This window comes from Dasania sp. GY-MA-18 (assembly GCF_024734385.1).
Lineage (GTDB): Bacteria > Pseudomonadota > Gammaproteobacteria > Pseudomonadales > Dasaniaceae > Dasania > Dasania phycosphaerae.
In genome coordinates, this window is record NZ_JANHAP010000002.1 from 89,795 (window position 1) to 111,321 (window position 21,527).

Here is a 21,527-nt window from a genome sequence, read left to right on the forward strand (position 1 = left end):
GCTAGGCTTTTTGCCTATCTACCCCGGCCCTTTAAACGGCGGTGTTCAGCCGCCACAAAAATCCCAAAAAAGCTGATTTCAGCATAGAGCTTGGCGCTTAAAAGCTATAAACTGTGGCCAGATTTTGTGTAGTGCTGGGAAATGGGTTTTCCGCACGGTTATATTTAAAAAATATAATAAATACAATTAGTTACCTAAAAAAGTTAAAGTAATATGCGACTTAAGTCTATTAAGCTGGCGGGGTTTAAATCCTTCGTCGACCCTACAACTGTAAACTTTCCTAGCAACTTGGGCTGTGTGGTTGGCCCTAACGGTTGTGGTAAATCGAATATTATCGATGCGGTGCGTTGGGTAATGGGTGAAAGCTCAGCCAAAAACCTGCGTGGCGAGAACATGACCGATGTTATCTTTAACGGCTCGGTTAATCGCAAGCCCATAGGGCAGGCCTCTATAGAGTTGGTATTCGATAACACCGACGGCACCTTGGGGGGCGAATACTCGCGTTTTGCTGAGATAGCCACTAAGCGCCGAGTAACGCGTGATGGTCAGTCCGATTACTTTTTGAACGGCACTAAATGTCGCCGCCGTGATATTACCGATATTTTCTTAGGCACCGGCCTGGGCCCGCGCAGTTACTCGATTATTGAGCAGGGCATGATCTCGCGCTTAATTGAGTCCAAGCCTGAAGAGCTGCGGGTATTTATTGAAGAAGCCGCTGGTATCTCCAAATACAAAGAGCGCCGCCGCGAAACCGAAAATCGCATGCGCCGCACCATGGAAAACCTAGAGCGCCTTACCGACCTGCGCGATGAAATGGAGCGCCAGCTAGAAACCTTAAAGCGCCAGGCGCAAGCTGCCGAGCGCTATGCCGAGCTGAAAAAAGAAGAGCGGGTATACACCGCGCAACTGCAAGCCCTGCAATGGAAAAGCTTGGATAGTGATGTTAAAGAGCGTGAACAGGCCATACGCGATTTAGAAGTTAAACTAGAGGCCGTGATAGCCGAGCAGCGTGCCATCGATGCCAGCATAGAAAAGTACCGCGACGCCCACACCGAGGCCATGGATACCTTTAACGAGGTGCAAGCCCGTTTTTATACCCTAGGTGGCGAAGTGACGCGCTTAGAGCAAAGCATTAAGCATCAACAGGATCGTAGCCGCCAGTTGCGTGAAGACCTGCAGCAAACCGAGCAAAACTACCAGCAGGCGCAATCGCATTTACAATCCGATAATCAAAATATGCAGCGCTGGGCCGAAGAGCTAGAACAAATCGAACCCGAGCTGGAAATGGCGCAGGCCTCGGAAGAGGAAACCGCCGAGACCCTACAGGCCGCCGAAGAAGCTATGCAGCAATGGCAGCAGCAGTGGGATGAGTTCAATCTAGAAGCCAGCCAGCCGCGCCAGCGCGCCGAAGTACAGCAATCGCGCATACAGCAATTTGAGCAAGTGCTCAGCCGTATGCAAGAGCGGGTAGAAAAGCTAGAGCAAGAGAAGCAAGGCTTAAGCGCTGGCCCGGTAGAGGAAGAAATTGAGCTATTGGCTGAGCAGCAAGCCGAACTGGACCTGCAGCTAGAAGAGCAGCAGCAGCGCATAGCCGAACAGGCCGAACAGATTAACCAGCAGCGCGACAGCAATAACGAAAGCAGCTCGGCGCTGGATGTGGCGCGTAATAAACTGCAAAGCCTACGCGGTAGACAAGCCTCATTAGAGGCGCTGCAACAGGCCGCCTTAGGCCAGCAAGGTGGCGCCATCAATGAGTGGCTGAGCAAAAACAGCTTGGCAGGCCAAGCCCGCTTAGCCGAAAACATCAAAGTAGCCAGCGGTTGGGAAACGGCAGTAGAGGCCGTGCTAGGTGAGCATCTGCAAGCTGTGTGTGTAGATGGCTTAGATGCGGTAGCGGCATTAACCGAGCAGCTGCAAAAAGGCAGTGTGACGTTATTGGATGGTGCTAGCGCGAGCCAGCACAGCGGCAGTGCCGTAGCCGACACCTTGGCCAGCAAGGTTGAGGGGCCGCAGGCGGCCAGCTTATTGGCTGGTGTTTATGTGGCGGAAGATTTGCCCGCAGCTTTGGCTTTGCGCAGCAAGTTAGAAGCCCATGAGTCGGTAGTAACAGCTGAAGGTTTATGGTTGGGCCCCAACTGGTTGCGGGTAGCCAAAGACAGCGATGCGCAAGCCGGTGTATTAAATCGCCAGCAAGAGTTAGAAACATTAAACGCTGATATTGCCGGGTTGGAAGTTAAGGTTGAGGCTTTAGAGGCCGAGATTAGCACTGGCCGTGAAGCTTTAAAAACTGCCGAAACTTTACGCGAGCAGTTACAGCGTGAGCTGCAAGATGTGAACAAAAAACACACCGAACTGCGTTCGGAGCTAAGTGCCAAACAGGTGCAGGTAGAGCAAATTAGCGTGCGTCGTGATCGCATTAACAATGAGCTCAGCGAAAGCCGCGAGCAATTCCAAATTGAGCAAGAGGGCTTAGGCGAAGCGCGTATTATTTTGCAAGAAGCCATAGAGGCCATGGAGCAAGACGCCAACGAGCGCGAGCGCCTGTTAGCGGTGCGCGATGAAAGTCGCAGCAAGTTAGACCAAGCCCGGCAGAGCGCCAGGCACGATAAAGATTCGGCTCACCAATTGGCCATGCGTTACCAGTCTTTGCGCGCACAGCTGGATTCTATGAATCAAAATATAGAACGTACCCGCGCACAAGTAGAGCAGTTAGAAGAGCGTCGCGCTACTTTGCAGGAAGGTATAGAGGGCGCAGATGAGCCCATAGAAGAATTAAAAATGGAGCTGGAAGCGCAGCTAGAAAGCCGCTTAATGGTAGAGGAAGAATTAAGCAGCGAGCGCGCCAAAGTCGATGAGTTTGAACATGCGCTAAGGCAGGCCGAGCAGGGCCGCAGTGCTGTAGAGCAGCGCGCGCAAACGGTACGTTCCGAGCTGGAATCACTGCGGGTTAATGTGCAGGGCTTGCAAGTAAGCCGTCGCGCTTTAGAAGAGCAGCTAATCGCCACCCAGTTTGATTTAGAAAATGTGTTAGCTAACTTGCCAGAAGAGGCTAGCGAGTCAGCTTGGCGTGAAGAGTTGGAGTCTATAGGCCGTAAGATTGCCCGCTTGGGTAATATCAATATGGCGGCTATAGACGATTATAAATCGCAGTCTGAGCGTAAAGTGTACTTAGATGCGCAAAACGATGACTTGATGGAAGCCTTACAAACGCTGGAAAACGCCATCGCTAAAATCGATAAAGAAACTCGTCAGCGTTTTAAAGAGACTTTTGATACGGTTAACGGCAGTTTGCAGGAGTTGTTCCCGAAAGTATTTGGTGGCGGTACTGCCTACTTAGAAATGACCGGTGACGACTTGCTGGATACCGGCATCGCCATTATGGCGCGGCCACCCGGTAAACGTAACAGCACCATACACTTATTGTCGGGTGGTGAAAAAGCGCTTACCGCTATCGCCTTGGTATTTTCTATCTTCCGCTTAAACCCGGCGCCTTTCTGTATGCTGGATGAGGTGGATGCGCCACTTGATGATGCCAACGTGGGCCGCTATGCTCGTTTAGTAAAAGAAATGTCTAAGTCGGTGCAGTTTATCTACATCACCCATAATAAAATTGCCATGGAAATGGCGGAGCAGTTATTAGGTGTTACCATGCACGAGCCAGGTGTTTCGCGTTTGGTAACGGTGGATGTAGACGAGGCCGCCGAACTGGCCGCGCTATAACGCTCATATAATTTAACATTAACAGCAATATTCATGAGAAAGGTAGAAGGTTAATACAACAATGGAGCTCGGTGTACGCGACTGGATGATAATTGTTGGCATACTGCTTATTGCGGTAGTCCTTTTTGATGGTTTTCGCCGCATGCGTAATGATAGGCGTGGCAAAATTCGCATGTCCTTAAATAAGAACTTTGTTAATTCCAGCGGCGATATTGATGAGCCGGTGAATAATGAAGTCTTGGGTGGCCCCAGAGTAGTGCCACGCAAGCAAGGCGAGGCGGTTGCTAAATCCCAGCAAGCTGATGATGATCTGCAGCTGGATGAAGATGTGCCCATGTTGATGGAGTCTATCAGCGCCAGCCATTATAGCGACGACGATGTATTAGCTGGCAGCGAGCAGCAAGCGGCTGTGGCCGATGCTACTGATAATAGCGACGCAGATGAGCAAGCCGTGGCTGCGAGTGAGCCGGTACAAGCAGAGTTAGAGCCGCTGTCAGATCAAGAGCAACAAGAGCTGCAGCAAGATCCCGAAAGCGAACAATATGCCAAAGATTACGCCGATCAAGAAGTGATAGTGATTAACGTTATGGCTAAAGGCCAGCCCTTCAAGGGGGCCGACCTGCTGCATATTTTATTGGCTTGTGACTGCCGCTTTGGCGAGATGAATATTTTCCATCGCTACGAAAACGCCAGTGGCAAAGGCCCTATACAGTTCAGCATAGTTAATAGTGTGGAGCCGGGGACTTTTGATTTAGATAATATCGATCAGTTTTCCACCCCCGGGGTATGCTTTTTTGTGAAAGTGCCCGGCCCTAAAAAGCCCATACAGGCTTTTGATTATATGGTGGAAACGGCTCAGTGCCTGGTTAAAAACCTTAACGGTGAGTTGCGCGATGAAACCCACAGTGTGATGACTGCGCAAACCCTAGAGCACTGTCGCAATCGCATACGCGAAATTGAGCGCAAGCAATTAACCCATGCCTAAGGGCATATCGTTCTCCTATCACTACGGCTTACTATGTCGATGAGCTCTACACCCGAGCAGCGCATTGCGCTGCTACGCAAAACAATTAATCAATACAACTACCAATACTACGTTTTAGATGACGCCAGTGTTCCCGATGCGGAATACGATAGGTTGTTGCGCGAGCTACAAGCTTTAGAGGCTGAGCACCCGCAGTTAATCACCGCAGATTCTCCCACCCAGCGGGTAGGGGCAGAGCCGTTAGCGGCGTTTAAGCAGGTGCAGCATGAAGTACCTATGCTGTCGCTGGATAATGCTTTTAATGCCGATGAAATGCGTGAGTTTGAAAAACGTTTGTTATCGCGTTTGGATGAGCCGCAAAAATTAACCTATGTGTGCGAGCCCAAACTGGATGGCATAGCGATTAGTCTGTTGTATCGCAACGGTGTGCTAGAGCGCGGTGCGACTCGCGGTGATGGCAGTGTGGGTGAGGATATCACCCATAACGTACGTACTATTGCCTCTATACCTTTAAAGCTTGTGGGCGACGATTATCCTGCCATCTTAGAGGTGCGCGGCGAAATCTATATGCCTAAGCGCAGTTTTGAGTCCTATAACGAACGCGCCTTGGCCGCCGCTGAAAAACCTTTTGCCAACCCGCGTAATGCGGCCGCTGGCACGCTGCGCCAGTTAGATCCTAAAATCGCCGCCCAGCGTCATTTGGAAATGTGTTGCTATGGCTATGGCTTAGTGGCCGATGGCGAGGGTAAGCCGTTGCAAATTGCCAGTACGCACAGTGAAATTTTAAAGCAGTGCCAACGCTGGGGTTTTCGCATTAACCCAGAGATGCAGTTGGCCCATGGCGTGGATGAGTGCCTGCAATACCACGATTATTTATTGGCTAAACGTCCTGAGCTTAGCTACGACATAGATGGCATAGTTTTTAAAGTTGATGATGTAGAGCTACAAAAACAATTGGGCTTTGTGTCGCGGGCACCGCGCTGGGCCATTGCTCATAAGTTTCCCGCCGAAGAAGAAGTGACTCGCTTACTAGGTGTGGATTTTCAGGTTGGCCGCACGGGTGCCATTACCCCGGTGGCGCGATTGGAACCGGTGTTTGTTGGCGGTGTCACCGTTAGCAACGCCACTTTGCATAACCGCGATGAAATAGAACGCTTAGATGTGCGTATTAACGATACTGTTATTGTACGCAGAGCGGGGGATGTTATACCTAAAGTGGTTAAAGTGGTATTAGAGCGCCGTGGCGATGATGCTCAAGTCATAGTGTTTCCCGATAGCTGCCCGGTCTGTGAATCACCCATAGAACGAGTGGCCGGTGAGGCGATTAGCCGTTGCACGGGCGCCGCTATCTGCGGTGCGCAAGTCAAAGAGGCTATCAAACATTTTGCTTCACGCAAGGCTATGGATATAGACGGCTTAGGCGACAAGCTGGTTGAGCAGTTGGTGGATGAAGGTTTAATCCAATCGGTAGCCGATTTATATTCGCTAGATGTTAAGCGTTTATCAGCACTAGAGCGCATGGCAGAAAAATCAGCCAGTAATTTAATTGCGGCTTTAGAAAAATCCAAGCAAACCACGTTGGCTAAATTTTTATTTTCCCTAGGTATACGGGAAGTGGGCGAAGCCACTGCCAATAACCTGGCACAGCACTACGGCAGCTTGCCGGCTTTGCAGCAGGCTGATGTGGAGTCGTTGCTCACGGTGGCGGATGTGGGGCCTATAGTTGCTCAACATATTTTTGATTTTTTTCATGCGCCCCACAGCCAAGAGCTGTTAACAAGTTTGCAGCAATGTGGCATTACTTGGCCGGATATCGTGCTAAAGTCTGAGGCAGAGCTGCCACTAAAAGGTTTGACCTATGTGGTGACCGGTACTTTAGAAACCATGGGGCGCTCGGATGCTAAGCAAAAACTGCAGGATTTAGGCGCCAAGGTGGCCGGCAGTGTTTCCAAAAAAACCGACTGTGTAGTAGCGGGGCCGGGGGCAGGCTCTAAGCTGGCCAAGGCACAGGAGTTGGGCATTGAAATACTGGATGAAAAAATGTTTTTAGCGCGATTGGCGCAATACCAACAATAAAAAATAATAGGTTTATTATGAGGGCTCGTTCAACCTTACTGGCGCTGCTGGTTATGTTGCTGTTTATCAGTGGCTGTACTACGGCACCGCCTAAAAATCTTGATAATGTCTGCGAAATTTTTCGTGAAAAAGATGATTGGTACGAAGATGCTGCCGATGCCCGCGATAATTGGGGCTCGTCTATAGGCACTATGATGGCCATGATGCATCAAGAGTCGCGTTTTCGCGCTAAAGCGCAGCCGCCTAGAGAATGGTTGCTGGGCATAATACCTTGGTTTAGATCCTCTAGCGCCTATGGCTACTCGCAGGCTAAAGATGGCACTTGGGAAGAGTATCAACGCGGCAGTGGTAATTACGGCGCCGATAGAGATGACTTTGATGATGCTATCGATTTTATTGGTTGGTATAACAGTGTCAGCATGCAGCGCTGCAATATCAAGCGTGACGATACTTATCATTTGTATTTAGCCTATCACGAGGGGCAGGGCGGCTTTAATCGCCGTACCTTTAAAAATAAAGGTTGGTTGAAAGTGGTGGCAAAAAAAGTCTCGGCCAGGGCGAGTCGCTATAATAGCCAGTTGGCTTCCTGCGAAGAGTCATTGAAAGAACCGTGGTGGCATATTTTTTAAAGGGCAAAGGTTGAGTTGTAATTATGTTGTATAAGCTAAAAGCCCGTTATGCGTCGGCCTCGGTTAAAGATCGAGCGCTGTTGATTATGTTCGCAGTTATTTTTATTTCTTGTTTTACCACCTATTACTATTTTGACGACGGCAAGTCTAATGCTGGTGCTGATAAGCTGCATGGCAGTTTGGCTAGGGATTATTATCGCTCGCCCTTAAATATGTCTGACGCCTATCAATACTGTGTGGCGGAAGCACAAAAACAGTTAGGTAGTAGCATGCGCGGTTTTACCATGGATGAAATGTCTACTCGCTATAAGCCCGAGCAATCGGTTTTTTTTATTGTATTAAAAGTAGATGTGGGCACGATTAATGATTATCGCGAGGCGGTGGTTTATTGTGATGTAGACCCTAAGCAGCATATGGTTAGCTACTATAAAGAGGTGTATCCCGGCGAAGATAGATCTATTTTGTCGCGCACCATAGAGTTTTTTGCCGACTTATAAGTTTTGTTAGGCACAGCCCTGGATTGCAGAGCTGTGCAGCGCTGTTACCAGTTACCTTGATTGGGCATGGATAGCCAAGGTTCCTGCTCTGGTCGCTTCTCTCCTTTTTGTAATAGTTCTATAGAAACGCCATCGGGTGATTTTATAAAGGCCATATAACCATCGCGAGGTGGGCGGTTAATGGTGACGCCTTGTTCCATTAAGTGTTGGCAGGTTTGATATATGTCATCCACCGCATAGGCTAGGTGGCCAAAGTTGCGGCCATTGTCGTAGTCGTCTTGGTTATCCCAGTTATAAGTTAGCTCTAAGCAGGGGCGCTCAGCTTGTTGCGCTAAGTCAGCGTCACCACTAGCCGCTAAAAATATTAGGGTAAAGCGACCTTGTTGATATTCAGTGCGCTTGATTTCTACCATGTTTAATTTGTTACAGTAAAAGTCCAAGCTGGCGTCTAAGTCTTTAACTCTTACCATGCTGTGTAAATATTGCATGTTATAGGGCCCTGTGTTTGTGTGGGTTTAGTTTGCTATGATAGCGCATATTTTTTAGGAATATGGCCTATGTTGTGGTGTTATAGAGTGGCATTTTACGCGGTGCTGGCAGTGGTGTTGCTGCTTTCACTATTGCCTCTGGAAGAAGATTTTATCAGTACCGGTTGGGATAAGACTAATCACTTATTAGCCTTTTTCGTATTGGCCGCGCTGATAGATAGCGCCTATCCTTTAGTATCTTACTGGCGTTATAAAGTGCCCTTGTTAATCGCTTTTGGTTTACTGGTAGAGGTGTTGCAGTCATTTACGGGGTATAGGTTTTTTTCCTGGCTGGATTTATTGGCCGATAGCTTAGCGCTGTGTTTGTTTTATCCCTTTAGGCCCTATTGGGCTAGCTGCCTACGCTGGTGTGAAGGCATAGTTGGCCGCAATCGGTAATCGTTGATGAAAAAAATCCTTATTGTTTACCACAGCCAGTCTGGTAATACTGCGCAGTTGGCCCAGGCTGTATACCAAGGTGCCAGCGCTGCCGCTGAGGGCGAAGTGCAGTTGAGTTTGCTGGCGGCTATGGAGGCGGGTGTGAGTGACTTGCAGGCTGCCGATGCGGTTATTTTTGGTTCACCAGAAAATTTTGGTTATTTATCCGGCGGCTTAAAAGATTTTTTAGACCGCACCTTTTATCCGCTAGAGCCCTATAAACTCAATATTCCCTATGGCTGTTTTATTAGCGCGGGTAATGATGGTAGTGGTGCGGTGAGGCAGTTAGAGCGCATAGCTAAAGGTTATCCGCTGCGCCAAGTCGCTGAGCCGGTGATAGTCAAGGGGCAGGTCACTGCAAGCGGGCTACAAGAGTGTGAAGAGTTGGGTGCGACCTTTGCGGCCGCACTGAGCATGGGGATTTTTTAGGGGCTTAAAGCTGGGTGATTAAAAATCCTATACCAGCTAATACGGCTGCCACGGTGCATATACATAGCGCGCTAATCAGAGCATTTTTAATTTTTTTACTGGGGTTGTAGTGATCGTTTTCGCTGCGGTTGCCAGGCGAGGTGGGTTTAGTTTTCCATTGTTTTTTTTCGGCCGGTATTTCGGAGCTTAAAGGTTTGGGCTTAGCCTTGGGCTGTATAGCTGGCCTAATCATGGTGGCATTAATATCTTGTTGTTCGCCCGGGCCTTCTACTGAAAAAGTTAGTACATCAAATTGTATTTGATCGCCCGGCAGTAATTCGGCTTGGCTGACTTGCTTGCCGTTAACAAAAGTACCGTTAGAAGAGCCTAAATCTTTGACTAATAGTTTATTGCCACTAATCGCGATTTCGGCATGGCGGCGCGATAAATGGGTGCCGGGGATGGTGATATCGCATTCGGAGTCGCGGCCCAGTACTGTGTGTTGTGCCAGGGGGAATACTTGCCCCTTTAACCAATCGCCGTTGGCTACTAATTGCCATTCTTTTTGATTGTTCATAGCTATTTTTGCTTTTATCGTATGTTGGTGGGTCTATAGATCTATTGTTACTGTGCTGTGGCGGCCAAGCTGTAGGGTGGTGCTTGGGGGTAAAAACCATGCAGCAAAAAACTTTTGGGCCGTCTATACTTCAGCCCGCACTTAGCATTTTAGCGCTAACTCCTTGAACTCGCACTAATAATTATCATTCTATGCAGCCACCCATTCAATTACCCGGATACAGTATTGGCGCTTCTTTAGGTAAAGGAGCCATGGCCACCGTTTATTTGGGCGAGCAGCTATCGCTGCATCGCGCAGTGGCGATTAAGGTTTTAGATGCAGCCCTAGTCGATGACGACACCGTACAGGCCCAGTTTCAGCAAGAGTCGCAGTTGGTCGCCAGCTTAAATCATCCCAATATTATTCAGGTGATAGACCAGGGCGTTAGTGCTAATGGCCAGCCTTATTTTGTGATGCAGTATGTTAAAAGCGTTAATCTTTGCGCGCTGTTGTCGCGCCCGGATGTGACCCTGCCGCGAAAAATAGACATAGTGATGCAAATTTGTAAGGCCTTGTCCTATGCCCATCGCAATGGAGTGGTACACAGAGATATCAAGCCCGCCAATATTTTGGTGGACTACGATGGCCATGTGCGGGTGGTGGATTTTGGCATAGCCGGTTACTTTGCCCAGCAGTCCGATGAGCAGGCCATTATGGGCACCCCAGCCTATATGGCGCCGGAGCAGGCCGAGGGTAAGGCGGTTAGTGCGCAGGCCGATATTTACGCCTTGGGTGTGTTAATGCATGAATTATTTTATGGCGGCCAGCCAGGGCAGGCGCCAGCCGGTGCAGCCGTACCTAAGGTGCTGGCCGGTTTGGTGGATGATTGCCTTAGTCGTGAGCCCTTATTGCGACCCAAAACTGCCGATGAAGTGCGCCAGCGCTTATTGCTGATACTACAGGGCAAGCATTTAAGCGAGCATCGCTGGGAGGGGGAGCAATCGCAAGAGGCCTTGCCTGCTGGCTATAAATTACTGGATATCTTAAAAGAAAATCACTACGGCGCCACCTACTTAGTGAGTGACCCTAAGCGCAAGCGTTTACTGGTGGTCAAAAAACAAAAATGTGCCTATGAGGGTGACGCCTACAATATCAATAAAAACTTAACCGGGCTGGACCACCCACATATAGCCAGAGTTTATGGTACCGCCAAAAATCAGCGCGTGTTTATTTCGGTGCTGGAGTATGTCAGTGGTGGCAGCTTGGAAGAGCGCCTTAGCCAGGCCTTCCCGCTGGCGCATTGGTTGCTGTTGGCGCAGCAGATTTGTGAGGCTTTAAGTTATGCCCATAGCAAGGGCATAGTGCATGGCAACTTACGGCCCAGTAATTTGCTGCTGTACAAACCTGCGCAAATTAAGTTGAGTGATTTTGGTTATAGCGAGCATTCCGATAAAGAGCGCGACTGGTATCAGCCTGCCGATGAGGCGAAGTCGCCATTAAGTGATATCTACTCAGCTGGGGCGGTGTTGTTTCATTTATTAACCGGGCAGCCGGTAGTAATACAGCAAGGAGGCATAGCTAACGAGCAGCAAATGGCTATATTGCCGCCTGCCTTACAGAGTGTGCTAAAAAAAATGCTGGCGCTGGATACCAGTCAGCGCTATCAAAATTTTGAGCAGGTTAAGCAGGCCTTGCTGGCTTTTAGTAATGATCAGCAGACCGTCATTATCCGCCCCAGAGTGGTGGCGCAGCCTGAGCCGCCTGCGGCTGTAGTAGCAGCCAGGCCGCGGCATAAAATTATAGTAGGTAGCTTGCTGCTGGTGCTGGTAGTGCTGGCGGTATTAGCGGAGCTGCTGTGGCTGGCCAGCCAAGGCTATTTAGGGGAGGGGCTGCAACAGCAGTTGCAAGCCTTGTATAGCAGTTGGCCAGCTTGGTTGCCGTTTTAGTCTAGGTGGCGGTGCTCGTTAAGAGCGTCGACAAAAGCCTGGGCGGCGTTGCTTAAGCTGCGATTGGGGTGGTAAATATAGCCCAGTTTGCGGCTTAGTTTTAGGCCTTCAACCGTTAAAGCTGTTAGCTGTGCGTCCAGCATGGTTTTAGGTAATACGCTCCAGCCCAAGCCTATAGAGACCATCATCTTTATCGTTTCCAAATAATTAGTGGCCATGCTGGTGTTGAGTTTGAGTTTATGCTGAGCAAATAGCTCGGCGACGATGCGGCCGGTATAGGTGTTTAGGCCGGGTAAAATAGCCTTGTATTTACTGAGCATTTTTGGGGTGATGGGGGCCTTGCCTGTCAGCGGGTGGTCGGCGGCGACGACCAGAGTGAGCTCGTCCTCCCAGACTTGGTTGTGGCTGACCAAGCTGTGGCCGGGGTCTAGGGTCACTACGCCTAATTCAATCTGGCCGTGCATTACTTGCTCATGGGCTTCTTCCGAATCCATAAAATCTATATCTAAATGTACCTTGGGGTAGCGCTTGCTATAGGCCTGTAATACCGGTGGCAATCGGTGCAGGCCTATATGGTGGCTAATGCCTATGCTGAGGGTGCCCGCCACGGTGCCGCGCAGCTCGCGTATAGAGCGTTCGGCTTCTTTAACATCTTGCAAAATTTGCAGGGCCTTGGGGTATAGCTCGCGGCCAGCTTCGGTGAGCTGGGTGCTGCGGCCTATGCGGTCAAACAGCTTACAGCCTAGCTGTGACTCCAGCCCGGCTATGCGCTTGCTAACTGCGGGTTGGGTGAGGTGTAGCTGCTCGGCGGTAATCGAAAAAGAACCGCTGTCAGCCACTTGTACAAAAGCCTGTAGGGATTGTGTATCCATGGCTGCAGGCTAATTGATTCCAATTTGGAATGCAAACTATAAAAAATATGAATTTGTTTTATTTGTGCGTCCTGCATACAATGCTTGGCATAGTGTATTAAGTGCCAATTATGGCTTGGTTAGTGATTATTTGAGGTGGGCTCATGTCTGCAAGCACGTCTGCAAAGACCTTATACGATAAATTGTGGGATTCCCACTTAGTAAAACAGCGCGATGATGGCTCGGCCCTAATTTATATCGATCGTCAGCTAGTGCATGAGGTGACTTCACCGCAGGCCTTTGAAGGTTTGCGTTTGGCGGGCCGCCCCTTGTGGCGAGTGGATGCCAACTTGGCTACCCCCGATCACAACGTGCCCTCCGATGTAAGCGAGCGCGCGGGGGGTATCGCTGGCATAGTAGACGAGATCTCGCGTATACAGGTGCAAACTCTCGATGATAACTGCGAGAGCTTTGGCGTTACCGAGTTTAAAATCAACGATGTACGCCAGGGCATAGTGCATGTGGTTGGCCCCGAGCAGGGCGCGACTTTGCCGGGCATGACGGTAGTTTGTGGTGATTCTCATACCGCCACCCACGGAGCCTTAGGTGCCTTGGCGCACGGTATAGGTACTTCCGAGGTGGAGCATGTCATGGCCACACAGTGCCTAGTGCAGAAAAAAATGAAAAACATGCTGGTTAAAGTCGACGGCAAATTAGGCTTTGGCGTTACTCCCAAAGATGTAGTGTTGGCGGTGATCGGCAAGATAGGTACCGCTGGCGGCAACGGCCACGCCATAGAATTTGGCGGCGAAGTATTCCGCGATATGTCTATAGAAGGCCGTATGACCGTATGCAACATGGCCATAGAGGCTGGTGCCAGAGTAGGCATGGTGGCAGTAGACGACAAAACCATTGAATACGTTAAAGGCAGACCTTTTGCGCCTAAAGCTGAACAATGGGATGCGGCGGTAGCACAGTGGCGGACCTTGCACAGTGATGACGGTGCCCATTTTGATACCGTGGTTGAGTTGCATGCCGACGACATTATCCCGCAGGTTACCTGGGGGACTTCGCCGGAGATGGTGGTAGCGGTGAACAAAACCGTACCCGCCCCCAGCGATTTTAACGAGCCGGTCAAACAGTCTGCCACTAAGCGGGCCTTGGAATATATGGGGCTTACTGCGGGCATGGCGATTACCGATATACAGTTGGATAAAGTCTTTATAGGCTCATGTACCAATTCTCGCATAGAGGATTTGCGTGCCGCCGCCGCGGTGGTGAAGGGCCGTAAAAAGGCTGCGAATGTTATTCAAGCCTTAGTGGTGCCCGGTTCTGGTTTGGTAAAAAAACAGGCCGAAGAAGAGGGCTTGGATAAAATCTTTATTGAGGCCGGTTTGGAGTGGCGCGACCCCAGTTGCTCCATGTGTTTGGCCATGAACTCTGACAAATTGGGGGCCGGTGAACACTGCGCCTCTACCTCTAACCGCAACTTTGAGGGGCGCCAGGGTTTTGGTGGCCGCACTCATTTGGTTAGCCCAGAAATGGCCGCTGCCGCAGCGATTGCAGGCCACTTTGTAGATGTGCGTGAAATGATGAGCGCGGAGGCTTAAGACGAATATGAAAAAATTTACAGTAGAAACCGGTATTGCCGCGCCCATGGACAGAGCCAATGTGGATACCGATATGATTATCCCCAAGCAGTTCTTAAAATCGATTAAGCGTACCGGCTTTGGCCCTAATTTATTTGATGAGTTGCGTTACACCGATGAAGGCGTGCCTGGCAAAGATTGTTCCTCCAGGCCATTAAATAAAGAGTTCCCGCTTAACTTTGCACGCTACCAAGGTGCCACTGTATTGCTGGCCAGAGAAAATTTTGGCTGTGGCTCCAGCCGCGAGCATGCGCCTTGGGCTTTAGATGATTACGGTTTTCGTGCCGTGATCGCTCCTAGCTATGCAGATATTTTTTACAATAACTGCTTTAAAAACGGTTTATTGCCCATAGTGTTAAGCGATGAAATTGTTGATCAATTATTTACTGAAATGTATGCGCAAGAGGGCTACCAATTAACTGTAGACCTAGAGCAGCAACAAGTGCGCACTCCCAGCGGTGAGGCTTTTGGCTTTGAAGTAGAGGGTTTTCGCAAGCATTGCTTATTAAATGGTTTGGACGACATAGGTGTCACTTTACAAGATGCCGAGGCCATTAAGGCCTTCGAAACCAAGTGGCAGCAACAATCACCTTGGTTATTCGCCAAGTCATAATAGTGGAGTTAGCAGTGTCTAAAAAAGTTTTATTAATCGCCGGTGATGGCATAGGCCCAGAGATTAGCGTTGAGGCCAAGCGTGTACTCGACATTATTAATCAGCAGTTTGATTTAGGTATTGAATACGATGAGGCTTTGCTGGGTGGCGCCGCTATAGACGCGACCGGTGTGCCATTACCAGACGAAACCTTAGCCAAGGCCAAAGCCTGTGATGCTATTTTATTTGGCGCTATAGGTGGCCCCAAGTGGGACAATATTGATCGCGACATACGTCCAGAAAAAGGGCTGTTAGGTTTGCGCTCAGGCCTAGAGCTGTTTGGCAATTTACGCCCGGCAATTTTATACCCGCAACTGGCCGATGCTTCATCGCTAAAGCCAGAGGTGGTTTCCGGCCTGGATATATTAATCGTACGTGAGCTAACCGGCGGTATTTATTTTGGTGAGCCGCGCGGCATACGCACCTTAGAAAACGGCGAACGCGAAGGCTATAACACCTATAAGTACAACGAAACAGAAATACGCCGCATCGCCAAAGTGGCTTTTGAGGCGGCGAAAAAACGCGGCGGTAAGCTGTGCTCTGTCGACAAAGCGAATGTGTTAGAGGCGACGGTACTGTGGCGCGAGATCGTGCAAGACATGGCCAAGGACTACCCCGAAGTAGAGCTTAGCCATATGTATGTGGATAACGCCGCCATGCAATTAGTGCGTGCGCCCAAGCAGTTTGACGTTATTGTAACGGGTAATTTGTTTGGTGATATCTTATCCGATGCGGCGGCCATGCTAACGGGCTCTATAGGCATGTTGCCCTCGGCTTCACTGGATAAAAATGGCCGCGGCATGTACGAACCCTGTCACGGTTCTGCTCCCGATATTGCGGGCCAAGGTAAGGCTAACCCCTTAGCCATGGTATTATCGGCAGCCATGATGCTGCGTTACTCCCTAAACGCTACGGCGGCAGCCGATGCGATAGAGGTGGCAGTGGGCAAGGTGTTGGATCAGGGCTATCGCACCCCCGATATCCATACCGAGGGTATGAAACTAGTGTCTACCAGTGAAATGGGTGACGCCCTAGTGGCTGCTTTAACTGAATAGCAGCGGCTTCAATTGAGTTATTTATTCGCTACGGCGACGGCAGGTGTAGAGAGCAATTATGAATAGAGTAGGTTTTGTAGGTTGGCGCGGCATGGTGGGCTCGGTATTAATGGAGCGCATGTTAGCAGAGGGCGACTTCGCCCATATCAATGAGCCGGTATTTTTTACCACCTCTAATGTCGGTGGCGCGGGGCCAGATATAGGCCGCGACATAGCACCTTTAAAAGATGCTAACGATATTGCTGAATTACAAAACATGGATGTCATTATTTCTTGTCAGGGTGGCGATTACACCAAGGCGGTATTTGGGCCTTTGCGGGCAGCGGGCTGGCAGGGTTACTGGATAGATGCTGCTTCTAGTTTACGCATGGCTGATGATGCTTTAATCATCCTAGACCCCGTCAACATGAATGTGATTAAAGACGGCCTGGCCAATGGCGTCAAAAACTTTGTGGGCGGCAACTGCACAGTGAGTTTAATGCTTATGGCTATGGGCGGTTTATTCCGCGAAGGTTTAGTGCAGTGGACTTCCGCCATGACTTACCAAGCCGCTAGCGGTGCCGGTGCTCAAAACATGCGCGAGCTAATTAGCCAAATGGGCGCTATAGAGTCTGGCGTGGCTGCTGAGCTGGCCAACCCTGCCAGCGCCATCTTGGATATAGACCGTAAAGTGGCCGCCACTATGCGCAGTGCTGATTTCCCCACCGCTAACTTTGGTGAGCCTTTGGCCGGTAGTTTATTACCGTGGATAGACACGCAGCTAGAAAATGGCCAAAGCCGTGAAGAGTGGAAGGGTCAGGCTGAAACCAACAAAATCCTGGGCTCATCCGCACAACCTATACCGGTAGATGGCCTGTGTGTACGCATAGGTGCCATGCGCTGTCACAGCCAGGCCTTAACCGTAAAACTGACGCAAAACGTACCCATGGACGAGATTCATTCTATATTGGCTTCGGCTAATGACTGGGTGAAGGTAGTACCTAATGAGCGCGAGGCGACCTTGCAGCAGCTTACTCCTACAGCTGTTACCGGCACACTGCAGGTGCCTATAGGCCGCTTGCGTAAAATGAATATGGGGCCTGAGTACTTATCGGCCTTTACCGTAGGTGATCAGTTGTTATGGGGCGCGGCCGAGCCTTTGCGCCGCATGCTGCGCATCTTGATAGAGGCTTAAGCCATGGCTAATGCACTGAATATCGCTGTAGTCGGTGCTACCGGCGCGGTAGGCGAAGCCATGCTGGAAATACTGGCCGAGCGCAAGTTCCCTGTGGCCAAGCTTTATGCCTTGGCCAGTGCTAAGTCGGCGGGCGATACCCTGATGTTTGCGGGTAAGTCGGTATTGATAGAGGATCTGGCTGACTTCGATTTTAGCCAGGTAGATATCGCCCTGTTTTCGGCCGGTGCTAGCGTATCGGCGGAGTTCGCCCCCAAGGCTGCGGCTGCTGGTGCCATAGTCATAGATAATACCTCGCAGTTTCGCTATGACGAGGATGTGCCCTTAGTGATCCCCGAGGTAAACCCCGAGGCAATAGCGGAGCACAAAAAGCGCGGCATTATCGCCAACCCCAATTGCTCCACCATACAAATGCTGGTGGCGCTTAAGCCCATCCATGATGCTGCCGGGATTACTCGCATTAATGTCGCCACCTATCAGGCGGTGTCGGGCTCGGGTAAAAAGGCTATTAATGAGCTGGCGGGGCAAACCGCCAAGCTACTAAATGGTCAATCCCCGGATGTTGAGGTGTACCCCAAGCAAATTGCTTTTAACGTCATTCCCCAAATAGATGCCTTTCAAGACAATGGCTATACCAAGGAAGAGATGAAAATGGTCTGGGAAACGCAAAAAATCCTTGCAGATGATACGGTTAGCGTGAACCCCAGCTGTGTGCGAGTGCCGGTATTTTTTGGTCACAGCGAGGCCATACACCTAGAAACCCGCAAAAAACTCAGTGCCGAACAGGCCAAACTATTATTGGCAAAAGTGCCGGGTGTGGAGCTGGTTGATGAGCCTGTAGATGGCGGCTACGCCACGGCAGTTGGGGATGCATCGGGCAAAGATGCGGTGTTTGTCAGCCGCGTGCGAGAAGATATTTCCCATCCCAATGGCCTCAATCTGTGGACTGTGTCCGATAATGTGCGAAAAGGGGCCGCTTTAAACAGCGTTCAGATTGCTGAAATCTTGCTAAAAAGCTATTTCTAATCAATACTTACGCCAACTAGTAGAGACCTATTCTAGGTTTTTTACCGTTTCGATATTCGGTTGGCTCAATAGCCTAATTATTGAGCAGTCGTAACCGTTGCGGAACAATAAAGATAAAAGCTGACAATAAAGCTCAAGATAGGGAAAGTAGCGATGATGGTGCGTAAAAAGCTTGCGGTAATGATAGCGGCATTGGGGGCATTGCAAACGGATGTGGCCAGTGCGTTAGGGCTGGGGGAACTCAGCCTGAACTCTGCGCTAAACCAACCGTTAGAAGCCGAAATCAAATTATTAGATGCCGGTGAGCTAGACGCTTCACAAGTGCTGGTAAGATTGGGAGCCAAGGAAGATTTCGAGCGCGCCGGTGTGAGCCGCGACTTCTTCCTATCTAACCTGAAGTTTAAAGTGATAGTGGGTGAAAATGGCCAAGGGGTCATTAAAGTTAACACCCGTGAAAACGTTATCGAGCCCTACCTCGATTTTATTATTGAAGCCCGCTGGCCCAGTGGCCGCATCTTGCGGGAGTACACTGTGTTACTGGATTTGCCTACCTACAGTGCGGCTCCTGCCCCCACCGTGACCAGCTCTGCCGTTAGCAAGGCTGCACAAGTTGCCGATACTAAGGCTATGGTGCCCGCCCCAAAGCGTGTGACTCCCCCGCAACCCAGTTCGGCGGGGGGCTCTGACCGTGAGAGCCTTAAGCAAGGTTCACTTAAGCCCGGCCAAAGCTACCGCGTACGCAGGGATGAGACCTTATGGGAGATAGCTGCCAAAAGCCGACCAACCCCCGATACCTCAGTACAGCAAACCATGCTGGGCATACAGCGTGCTAACCCCGAAGCCTTTATTAATGGCAATATCAACCGCTTAAAAGCGGGTTATGTGCTGCGCCTGCCCACCGAAAGCCAGCTTGCCGACATCTCTGAAAATATCGCCAGCAAAGAAGTGGCAAACCAAAACCGTGCCTGGAAAACCGGTGAGGCGACGCCCTCGTTAATGACCGAGGCACCTTTAGATGCTTCGGCCACAACCGCCAGCTCAGATAAGCCTGCAGCAGACGATGCCCGTTTAAGTATTGCTGGTGTCGGTAGTACGGCTGCCAGCGGCAGTGATGGTGTGGGCAGCAGTGCCACGGGCTCAGCCGCACTGAAAGAAGAGTTGGCTATTAGCGAAGAGAATTTAGCAAAAACCGCCCGCCACAACGAAGAGTTAGCTGGGCGTTTAAGCGATATGGAAGCCAAAATGGCGACCCTGCAGCGCTTGTTAGAATTAAAGGAAGACCAATTGGCTGCCTTACAGGCTAGCAAAGGCGTACCTGCAACGGCTGCTGAGCCAGCTAAAGCTCAGCCAGCACCTGCCGCAGCAACGCCTGTATCTAAGCCTGAGCCCAGCTTTGTTGATCAATTATTAGAAAACCCGCTATATCTAGGTGCCGCTCTAGGTGCCGCTGGTGGCTTAATCGCCTTGGCAGTGGTTGTCGCGATGATACGTCGTCGCAAGCAGGCTGCGGAAGATCAAGATATGGCGACGGCTTTTGCTGAGGAGCCTGAAGCTGATGACTTGGATGAGCTATCGCTAGGTGATGAAGATTTAGGTGCTGAGCTCGCCGACGAGACCCAAGACGCTGAGCTGGACTTATCTGAAGCCAATGTAGGTGACTTTGCCGCCGAGCAAGAGCCCGAAGAGCCAGTAGCAGAGGCCTCGCCAGTACAGTCAGAAACTGGCGATGCTATTGCCGAGGCTGATATCTACATTGCCTATGGGCGTTTTCAGCAGGCTATGGATTTATTGAAAACCGCTCATAGCCAAGAGCCACAACGCTCTGATGTGCTGGTGAAGTTGTTAGAGGTTTGCCTAGAGGCTAGAGACAGACCGGCTTTCCAAGAGTTTTACGTAAAATTGCAAGGCTTGGGTGACGAGGCTGCGGTTATTCAAGTGAAGGAAATGTTATCCAGCGTCGATGGCGTGGCTGACTGGTTAGATGGCTTACCTAACGCCGCCTTGGATGTTAGCAATGAGTCCATGGATGCCGAGTTAATCGATGGCGATGAGCTGGAGATTGATGCCGAGCTGGAAGAGCCCGAAGAGCACGCCGCCTTGGACTTAGAGTCTGTGGATCTGGGGCTGGACGACGAAGAGCTAGAGCTGGATTTAGATTTGGATTTAGAGGGTGACGAGCTAGAGGATTTAGCCGAAAGCCGCACCATGCAGTTTGACACTGCCATGTTGGATGAGCAGTTAAATACAGCGAATGACGACACCGAAGAGCTGGCCTTAGATTTAGACGAAGCTGGCGACCTTGAAGATTTGGCCGACCTAACTTTAGATGAAGATCTGGTATCACTAGATGATCAGGCTTCGGACTTAGATTTAGCCGATTTAGAAACCGAGTTGGAATCCGATGCTGACTTGTCAGCGGCCACGCTAGAGTCAGAAGAAGAACACGACTTGGGTGCCGATTTAGAATTAGCGGTAGACTTGGAGTCTGCTGCTGAAGACGAGTCTTTAGAGTCGGAGTTAACATTAGATGCAGGTTTGGATGCTGAGTTGGAGCTGGAGTCAGCTGAAAATGATTTAGAGGCCGAGCTTGATGATATGAGCTTAAGTGCCGAGTTAGATGATTTGGATGATGACTTAGCCTCACTGAGCCTGGATGATGAAACTGAGTCGTTTAGCGCCGAGTTGGACGGCGATGATTTAGACTTATCCGCAGACTTGTCTGAAGAGCTGTCAGAAGAGTTGCCCGAAGCGCTGTCTGCAGATCAGCCTGAAGAGTTATCAGCCGAGTTGGCAGCGCTAGATACGGAGTTGGGTGCTGACTTAGATCTGGGTGATCTTTCTGAGCTGGAATCCGCAGCCGGTGCCGAAAGCAGCGAGCACGATTTTGGCGACCTAGACCTAGATGCCGGTGAGCTGGAAGATTTAGATGCCTCATTGAGTGAAGACGAATTAGTCGAGCAGCTGGATGAAGCCGTTTCTGGCTTAGGCGCTACAGAAGGCCTTGAAGCCGAGCTGGAAACTGAAGAAAGCTTTGATGAAGCCGTAGCAGCCGATGAAGATGGTGATGAGTTTGATTTTCTATCAGATACCGATGAGGTTGCCACCAAGTTAGACCTGGCTAGAGCCTATATAGACATGGGTGACACCGATGGCGCCAAAGATATTCTAGATGAAGTAGTGCAAGAGGGCAGTGAGGAGCAAAAGCAAGAGGCCAATGCCCTGCTAGAGCGTGTCTGAACTAACTGAGTACCACCAAGCCCCGGTATACCGGGGCTTTTTTATGCCCGGATTTTAATAAGCCATATTTTAGCTGCGGATGTTATCATGCGCTTTTTTTC

General features: G+C 50.2%; 17 protein-coding genes. 14 read left to right on the forward strand and 3 right to left on the reverse strand.

Annotated elements, in window-relative coordinates; all coding sequences use genetic code 11:
• Positions 1–213: 213 nt before the first annotated feature.
• The 5 genes from smc to NO559_RS02905 all read left to right on the forward strand — a co-directional run bounded on the left by smc (position 214) and on the right by NO559_RS02905 (position 7,907).
• Positions 214–3,720 (forward strand): chromosome segregation protein SMC, encoded by a 3,507-nt coding sequence (gene smc / locus NO559_RS02885; protein WP_258330286.1) that lies wholly within the window; start codon positions 214–216, stop codon positions 3,718–3,720.
• A gap of 61 nt (positions 3,721–3,781) precedes the next feature.
• Positions 3,782–4,705, forward strand: coding sequence for a cell division protein ZipA (gene zipA, locus NO559_RS02890; protein WP_258330287.1), 924 nt, complete (start codon positions 3,782–3,784; stop codon positions 4,703–4,705).
• A 39-nt stretch (positions 4,706–4,744) separates the two neighbouring features.
• The gene (ligA, locus tag NO559_RS02895) at positions 4,745–6,781 is read left to right on the forward strand and encodes an NAD-dependent DNA ligase LigA (protein WP_258330288.1); all 2,037 of its coding nucleotides are present in this window, start codon (positions 4,745–4,747) and stop codon (positions 6,779–6,781) included.
• A 17-nt stretch (positions 6,782–6,798) separates the two neighbouring features.
• On the forward strand, positions 6,799–7,410 hold the full coding sequence (locus NO559_RS02900; RefSeq protein ID WP_258330289.1) for a hypothetical protein: 612 nt from the start codon (positions 6,799–6,801) through the stop codon (positions 7,408–7,410).
• Between the two features lie 23 nt (positions 7,411–7,433).
• Positions 7,434–7,907, forward strand: coding sequence for a hypothetical protein (locus NO559_RS02905; protein ID WP_258330290.1), 474 nt, complete (start codon positions 7,434–7,436; stop codon positions 7,905–7,907).
• A 44-nt stretch (positions 7,908–7,951) separates the two neighbouring features.
• Here the strand turns inward: NO559_RS02905 and gloA are convergent, their stop codons facing one another.
• A complete protein-coding gene (gene gloA, locus NO559_RS02910; protein WP_258330291.1) occupies positions 7,952–8,395 on the reverse strand; it encodes a lactoylglutathione lyase in 444 nt (147 codons plus the stop codon).
• A gap of 87 nt (positions 8,396–8,482) precedes the next feature.
• Here gloA and NO559_RS02915 point away from each other — a divergent pair, with 87 nt between their 5' ends.
• Together NO559_RS02915 and NO559_RS02920 are read left to right on the forward strand one after the other, a co-directional pair.
• Positions 8,483–8,833 (forward strand): VanZ family protein, encoded by a 351-nt coding sequence (locus tag NO559_RS02915; protein ID WP_258330292.1) that lies wholly within the window; start codon positions 8,483–8,485, stop codon positions 8,831–8,833.
• Between the two features lie 6 nt (positions 8,834–8,839).
• Entirely contained in the window at positions 8,840–9,301 is a 462-nt protein-coding gene (locus NO559_RS02920) for a flavodoxin family protein (protein ID WP_258330293.1), read from the forward strand.
• A gap of 4 nt (positions 9,302–9,305) precedes the next feature.
• Here the strand turns inward: NO559_RS02920 and NO559_RS02925 are convergent, their stop codons facing one another.
• On the reverse strand, positions 9,306–9,857 hold the full coding sequence (locus NO559_RS02925; RefSeq protein ID WP_258330294.1) for an FHA domain-containing protein: 552 nt from the start codon (positions 9,855–9,857) through the stop codon (positions 9,306–9,308).
• Positions 9,858–10,048: 191 nt separating this feature from the next.
• Between NO559_RS02925 and NO559_RS02930 the strand changes: the two genes are divergently transcribed.
• The gene (locus NO559_RS02930; RefSeq protein WP_258330295.1) at positions 10,049–11,782 is read left to right on the forward strand and encodes a serine/threonine-protein kinase; all 1,734 of its coding nucleotides are present in this window, start codon (positions 10,049–10,051) and stop codon (positions 11,780–11,782) included.
• On the opposite strand, the gene NO559_RS02935 is transcribed toward NO559_RS02930, so the two are convergent.
• Positions 11,779–12,654 (reverse strand): LysR family transcriptional regulator, encoded by an 876-nt coding sequence (locus tag NO559_RS02935; protein ID WP_258330296.1) that lies wholly within the window; start codon positions 12,652–12,654, stop codon positions 11,779–11,781. The two genes, NO559_RS02930 and NO559_RS02935, sit on opposite strands and share 4 nt — an antisense overlap.
• Positions 12,655–12,797: 143 nt before the next feature.
• On the opposite strand from NO559_RS02935, the gene leuC reads away from it, so the two are divergent.
• The 6 genes from leuC (at position 12,798) to NO559_RS02965 (ending at position 21,426) form a co-directional block, all read left to right on the forward strand.
• Positions 12,798–14,243 (forward strand): 3-isopropylmalate dehydratase large subunit, encoded by a 1,446-nt coding sequence (leuC, locus tag NO559_RS02940; protein ID WP_258330297.1) that lies wholly within the window; start codon positions 12,798–12,800, stop codon positions 14,241–14,243.
• A 7-nt stretch (positions 14,244–14,250) separates the two neighbouring features.
• The gene (gene leuD, locus NO559_RS02945; RefSeq protein WP_258330298.1) at positions 14,251–14,895 is read left to right on the forward strand and encodes a 3-isopropylmalate dehydratase small subunit; all 645 of its coding nucleotides are present in this window, start codon (positions 14,251–14,253) and stop codon (positions 14,893–14,895) included.
• A gap of 14 nt (positions 14,896–14,909) precedes the next feature.
• Positions 14,910–15,989, forward strand: a complete 1,080-nt coding sequence (gene leuB / locus NO559_RS02950) for a 3-isopropylmalate dehydrogenase (RefSeq protein ID WP_258330299.1) — start codon at positions 14,910–14,912, stop codon at positions 15,987–15,989.
• A 58-nt stretch (positions 15,990–16,047) separates the two neighbouring features.
• Positions 16,048–17,163 carry an aspartate-semialdehyde dehydrogenase gene (asd, locus tag NO559_RS02955; RefSeq protein WP_258330300.1) on the forward strand — a complete coding sequence of 372 codons (1,116 nt, stop codon included), beginning with the start codon at positions 16,048–16,050 and terminating at the stop codon, positions 17,161–17,163.
• Between the two features lie 3 nt (positions 17,164–17,166).
• Positions 17,167–18,189 carry an aspartate-semialdehyde dehydrogenase gene (locus NO559_RS02960; protein ID WP_258330301.1) on the forward strand — a complete coding sequence of 341 codons (1,023 nt, stop codon included), beginning with the start codon at positions 17,167–17,169 and terminating at the stop codon, positions 18,187–18,189.
• Between the two features lie 153 nt (positions 18,190–18,342).
• Positions 18,343–21,426, forward strand: a complete 3,084-nt coding sequence (locus NO559_RS02965) for a FimV/HubP family polar landmark protein (protein ID WP_258330302.1) — start codon at positions 18,343–18,345, stop codon at positions 21,424–21,426.
• Positions 21,427–21,527: the final 101 nt, after the last annotated feature.

Coding starts and splice junctions, on each gene's coding strand:
- zipA (WP_258330287.1), top strand. CDS start 3,782: ATGGAGCTCGGTGTACGCGACTGGATGATAATTGTTGGCATACTGCTT.
- leuC (WP_258330297.1), top strand. CDS start 12,798: ATGTCTGCAAGCACGTCTGCAAAGACCTTATACGATAAATTGTGGGAT.
- NO559_RS02935 (WP_258330296.1), bottom strand. CDS start 12,654: ATGGATACACAATCCCTACAGGCTTTTGTACAAGTGGCTGACAGCGGT.
- NO559_RS02900 (WP_258330289.1), top strand. CDS start 6,799: ATGAGGGCTCGTTCAACCTTACTGGCGCTGCTGGTTATGTTGCTGTTT.
- asd (WP_258330300.1), top strand. CDS start 16,048: ATGAATAGAGTAGGTTTTGTAGGTTGGCGCGGCATGGTGGGCTCGGTA.
- leuD (WP_258330298.1), top strand. CDS start 14,251: ATGAAAAAATTTACAGTAGAAACCGGTATTGCCGCGCCCATGGACAGA.
- ligA (WP_258330288.1), top strand. CDS start 4,745: ATGAGCTCTACACCCGAGCAGCGCATTGCGCTGCTACGCAAAACAATT.
- NO559_RS02965 (WP_258330302.1), top strand. CDS start 18,343: ATGATGGTGCGTAAAAAGCTTGCGGTAATGATAGCGGCATTGGGGGCA.
- NO559_RS02920 (WP_258330293.1), top strand. CDS start 8,840: ATGAAAAAAATCCTTATTGTTTACCACAGCCAGTCTGGTAATACTGCG.
- smc (WP_258330286.1), top strand. CDS start 214: ATGCGACTTAAGTCTATTAAGCTGGCGGGGTTTAAATCCTTCGTCGAC.
- NO559_RS02905 (WP_258330290.1), top strand. CDS start 7,434: ATGTTGTATAAGCTAAAAGCCCGTTATGCGTCGGCCTCGGTTAAAGAT.
- NO559_RS02925 (WP_258330294.1), bottom strand. CDS start 9,857: ATGAACAATCAAAAAGAATGGCAATTAGTAGCCAACGGCGATTGGTTA.
- NO559_RS02930 (WP_258330295.1), top strand. CDS start 10,049: ATGCAGCCACCCATTCAATTACCCGGATACAGTATTGGCGCTTCTTTA.
- NO559_RS02960 (WP_258330301.1), top strand. CDS start 17,167: ATGGCTAATGCACTGAATATCGCTGTAGTCGGTGCTACCGGCGCGGTA.
- gloA (WP_258330291.1), bottom strand. CDS start 8,395: ATGCAATATTTACACAGCATGGTAAGAGTTAAAGACTTAGACGCCAGC.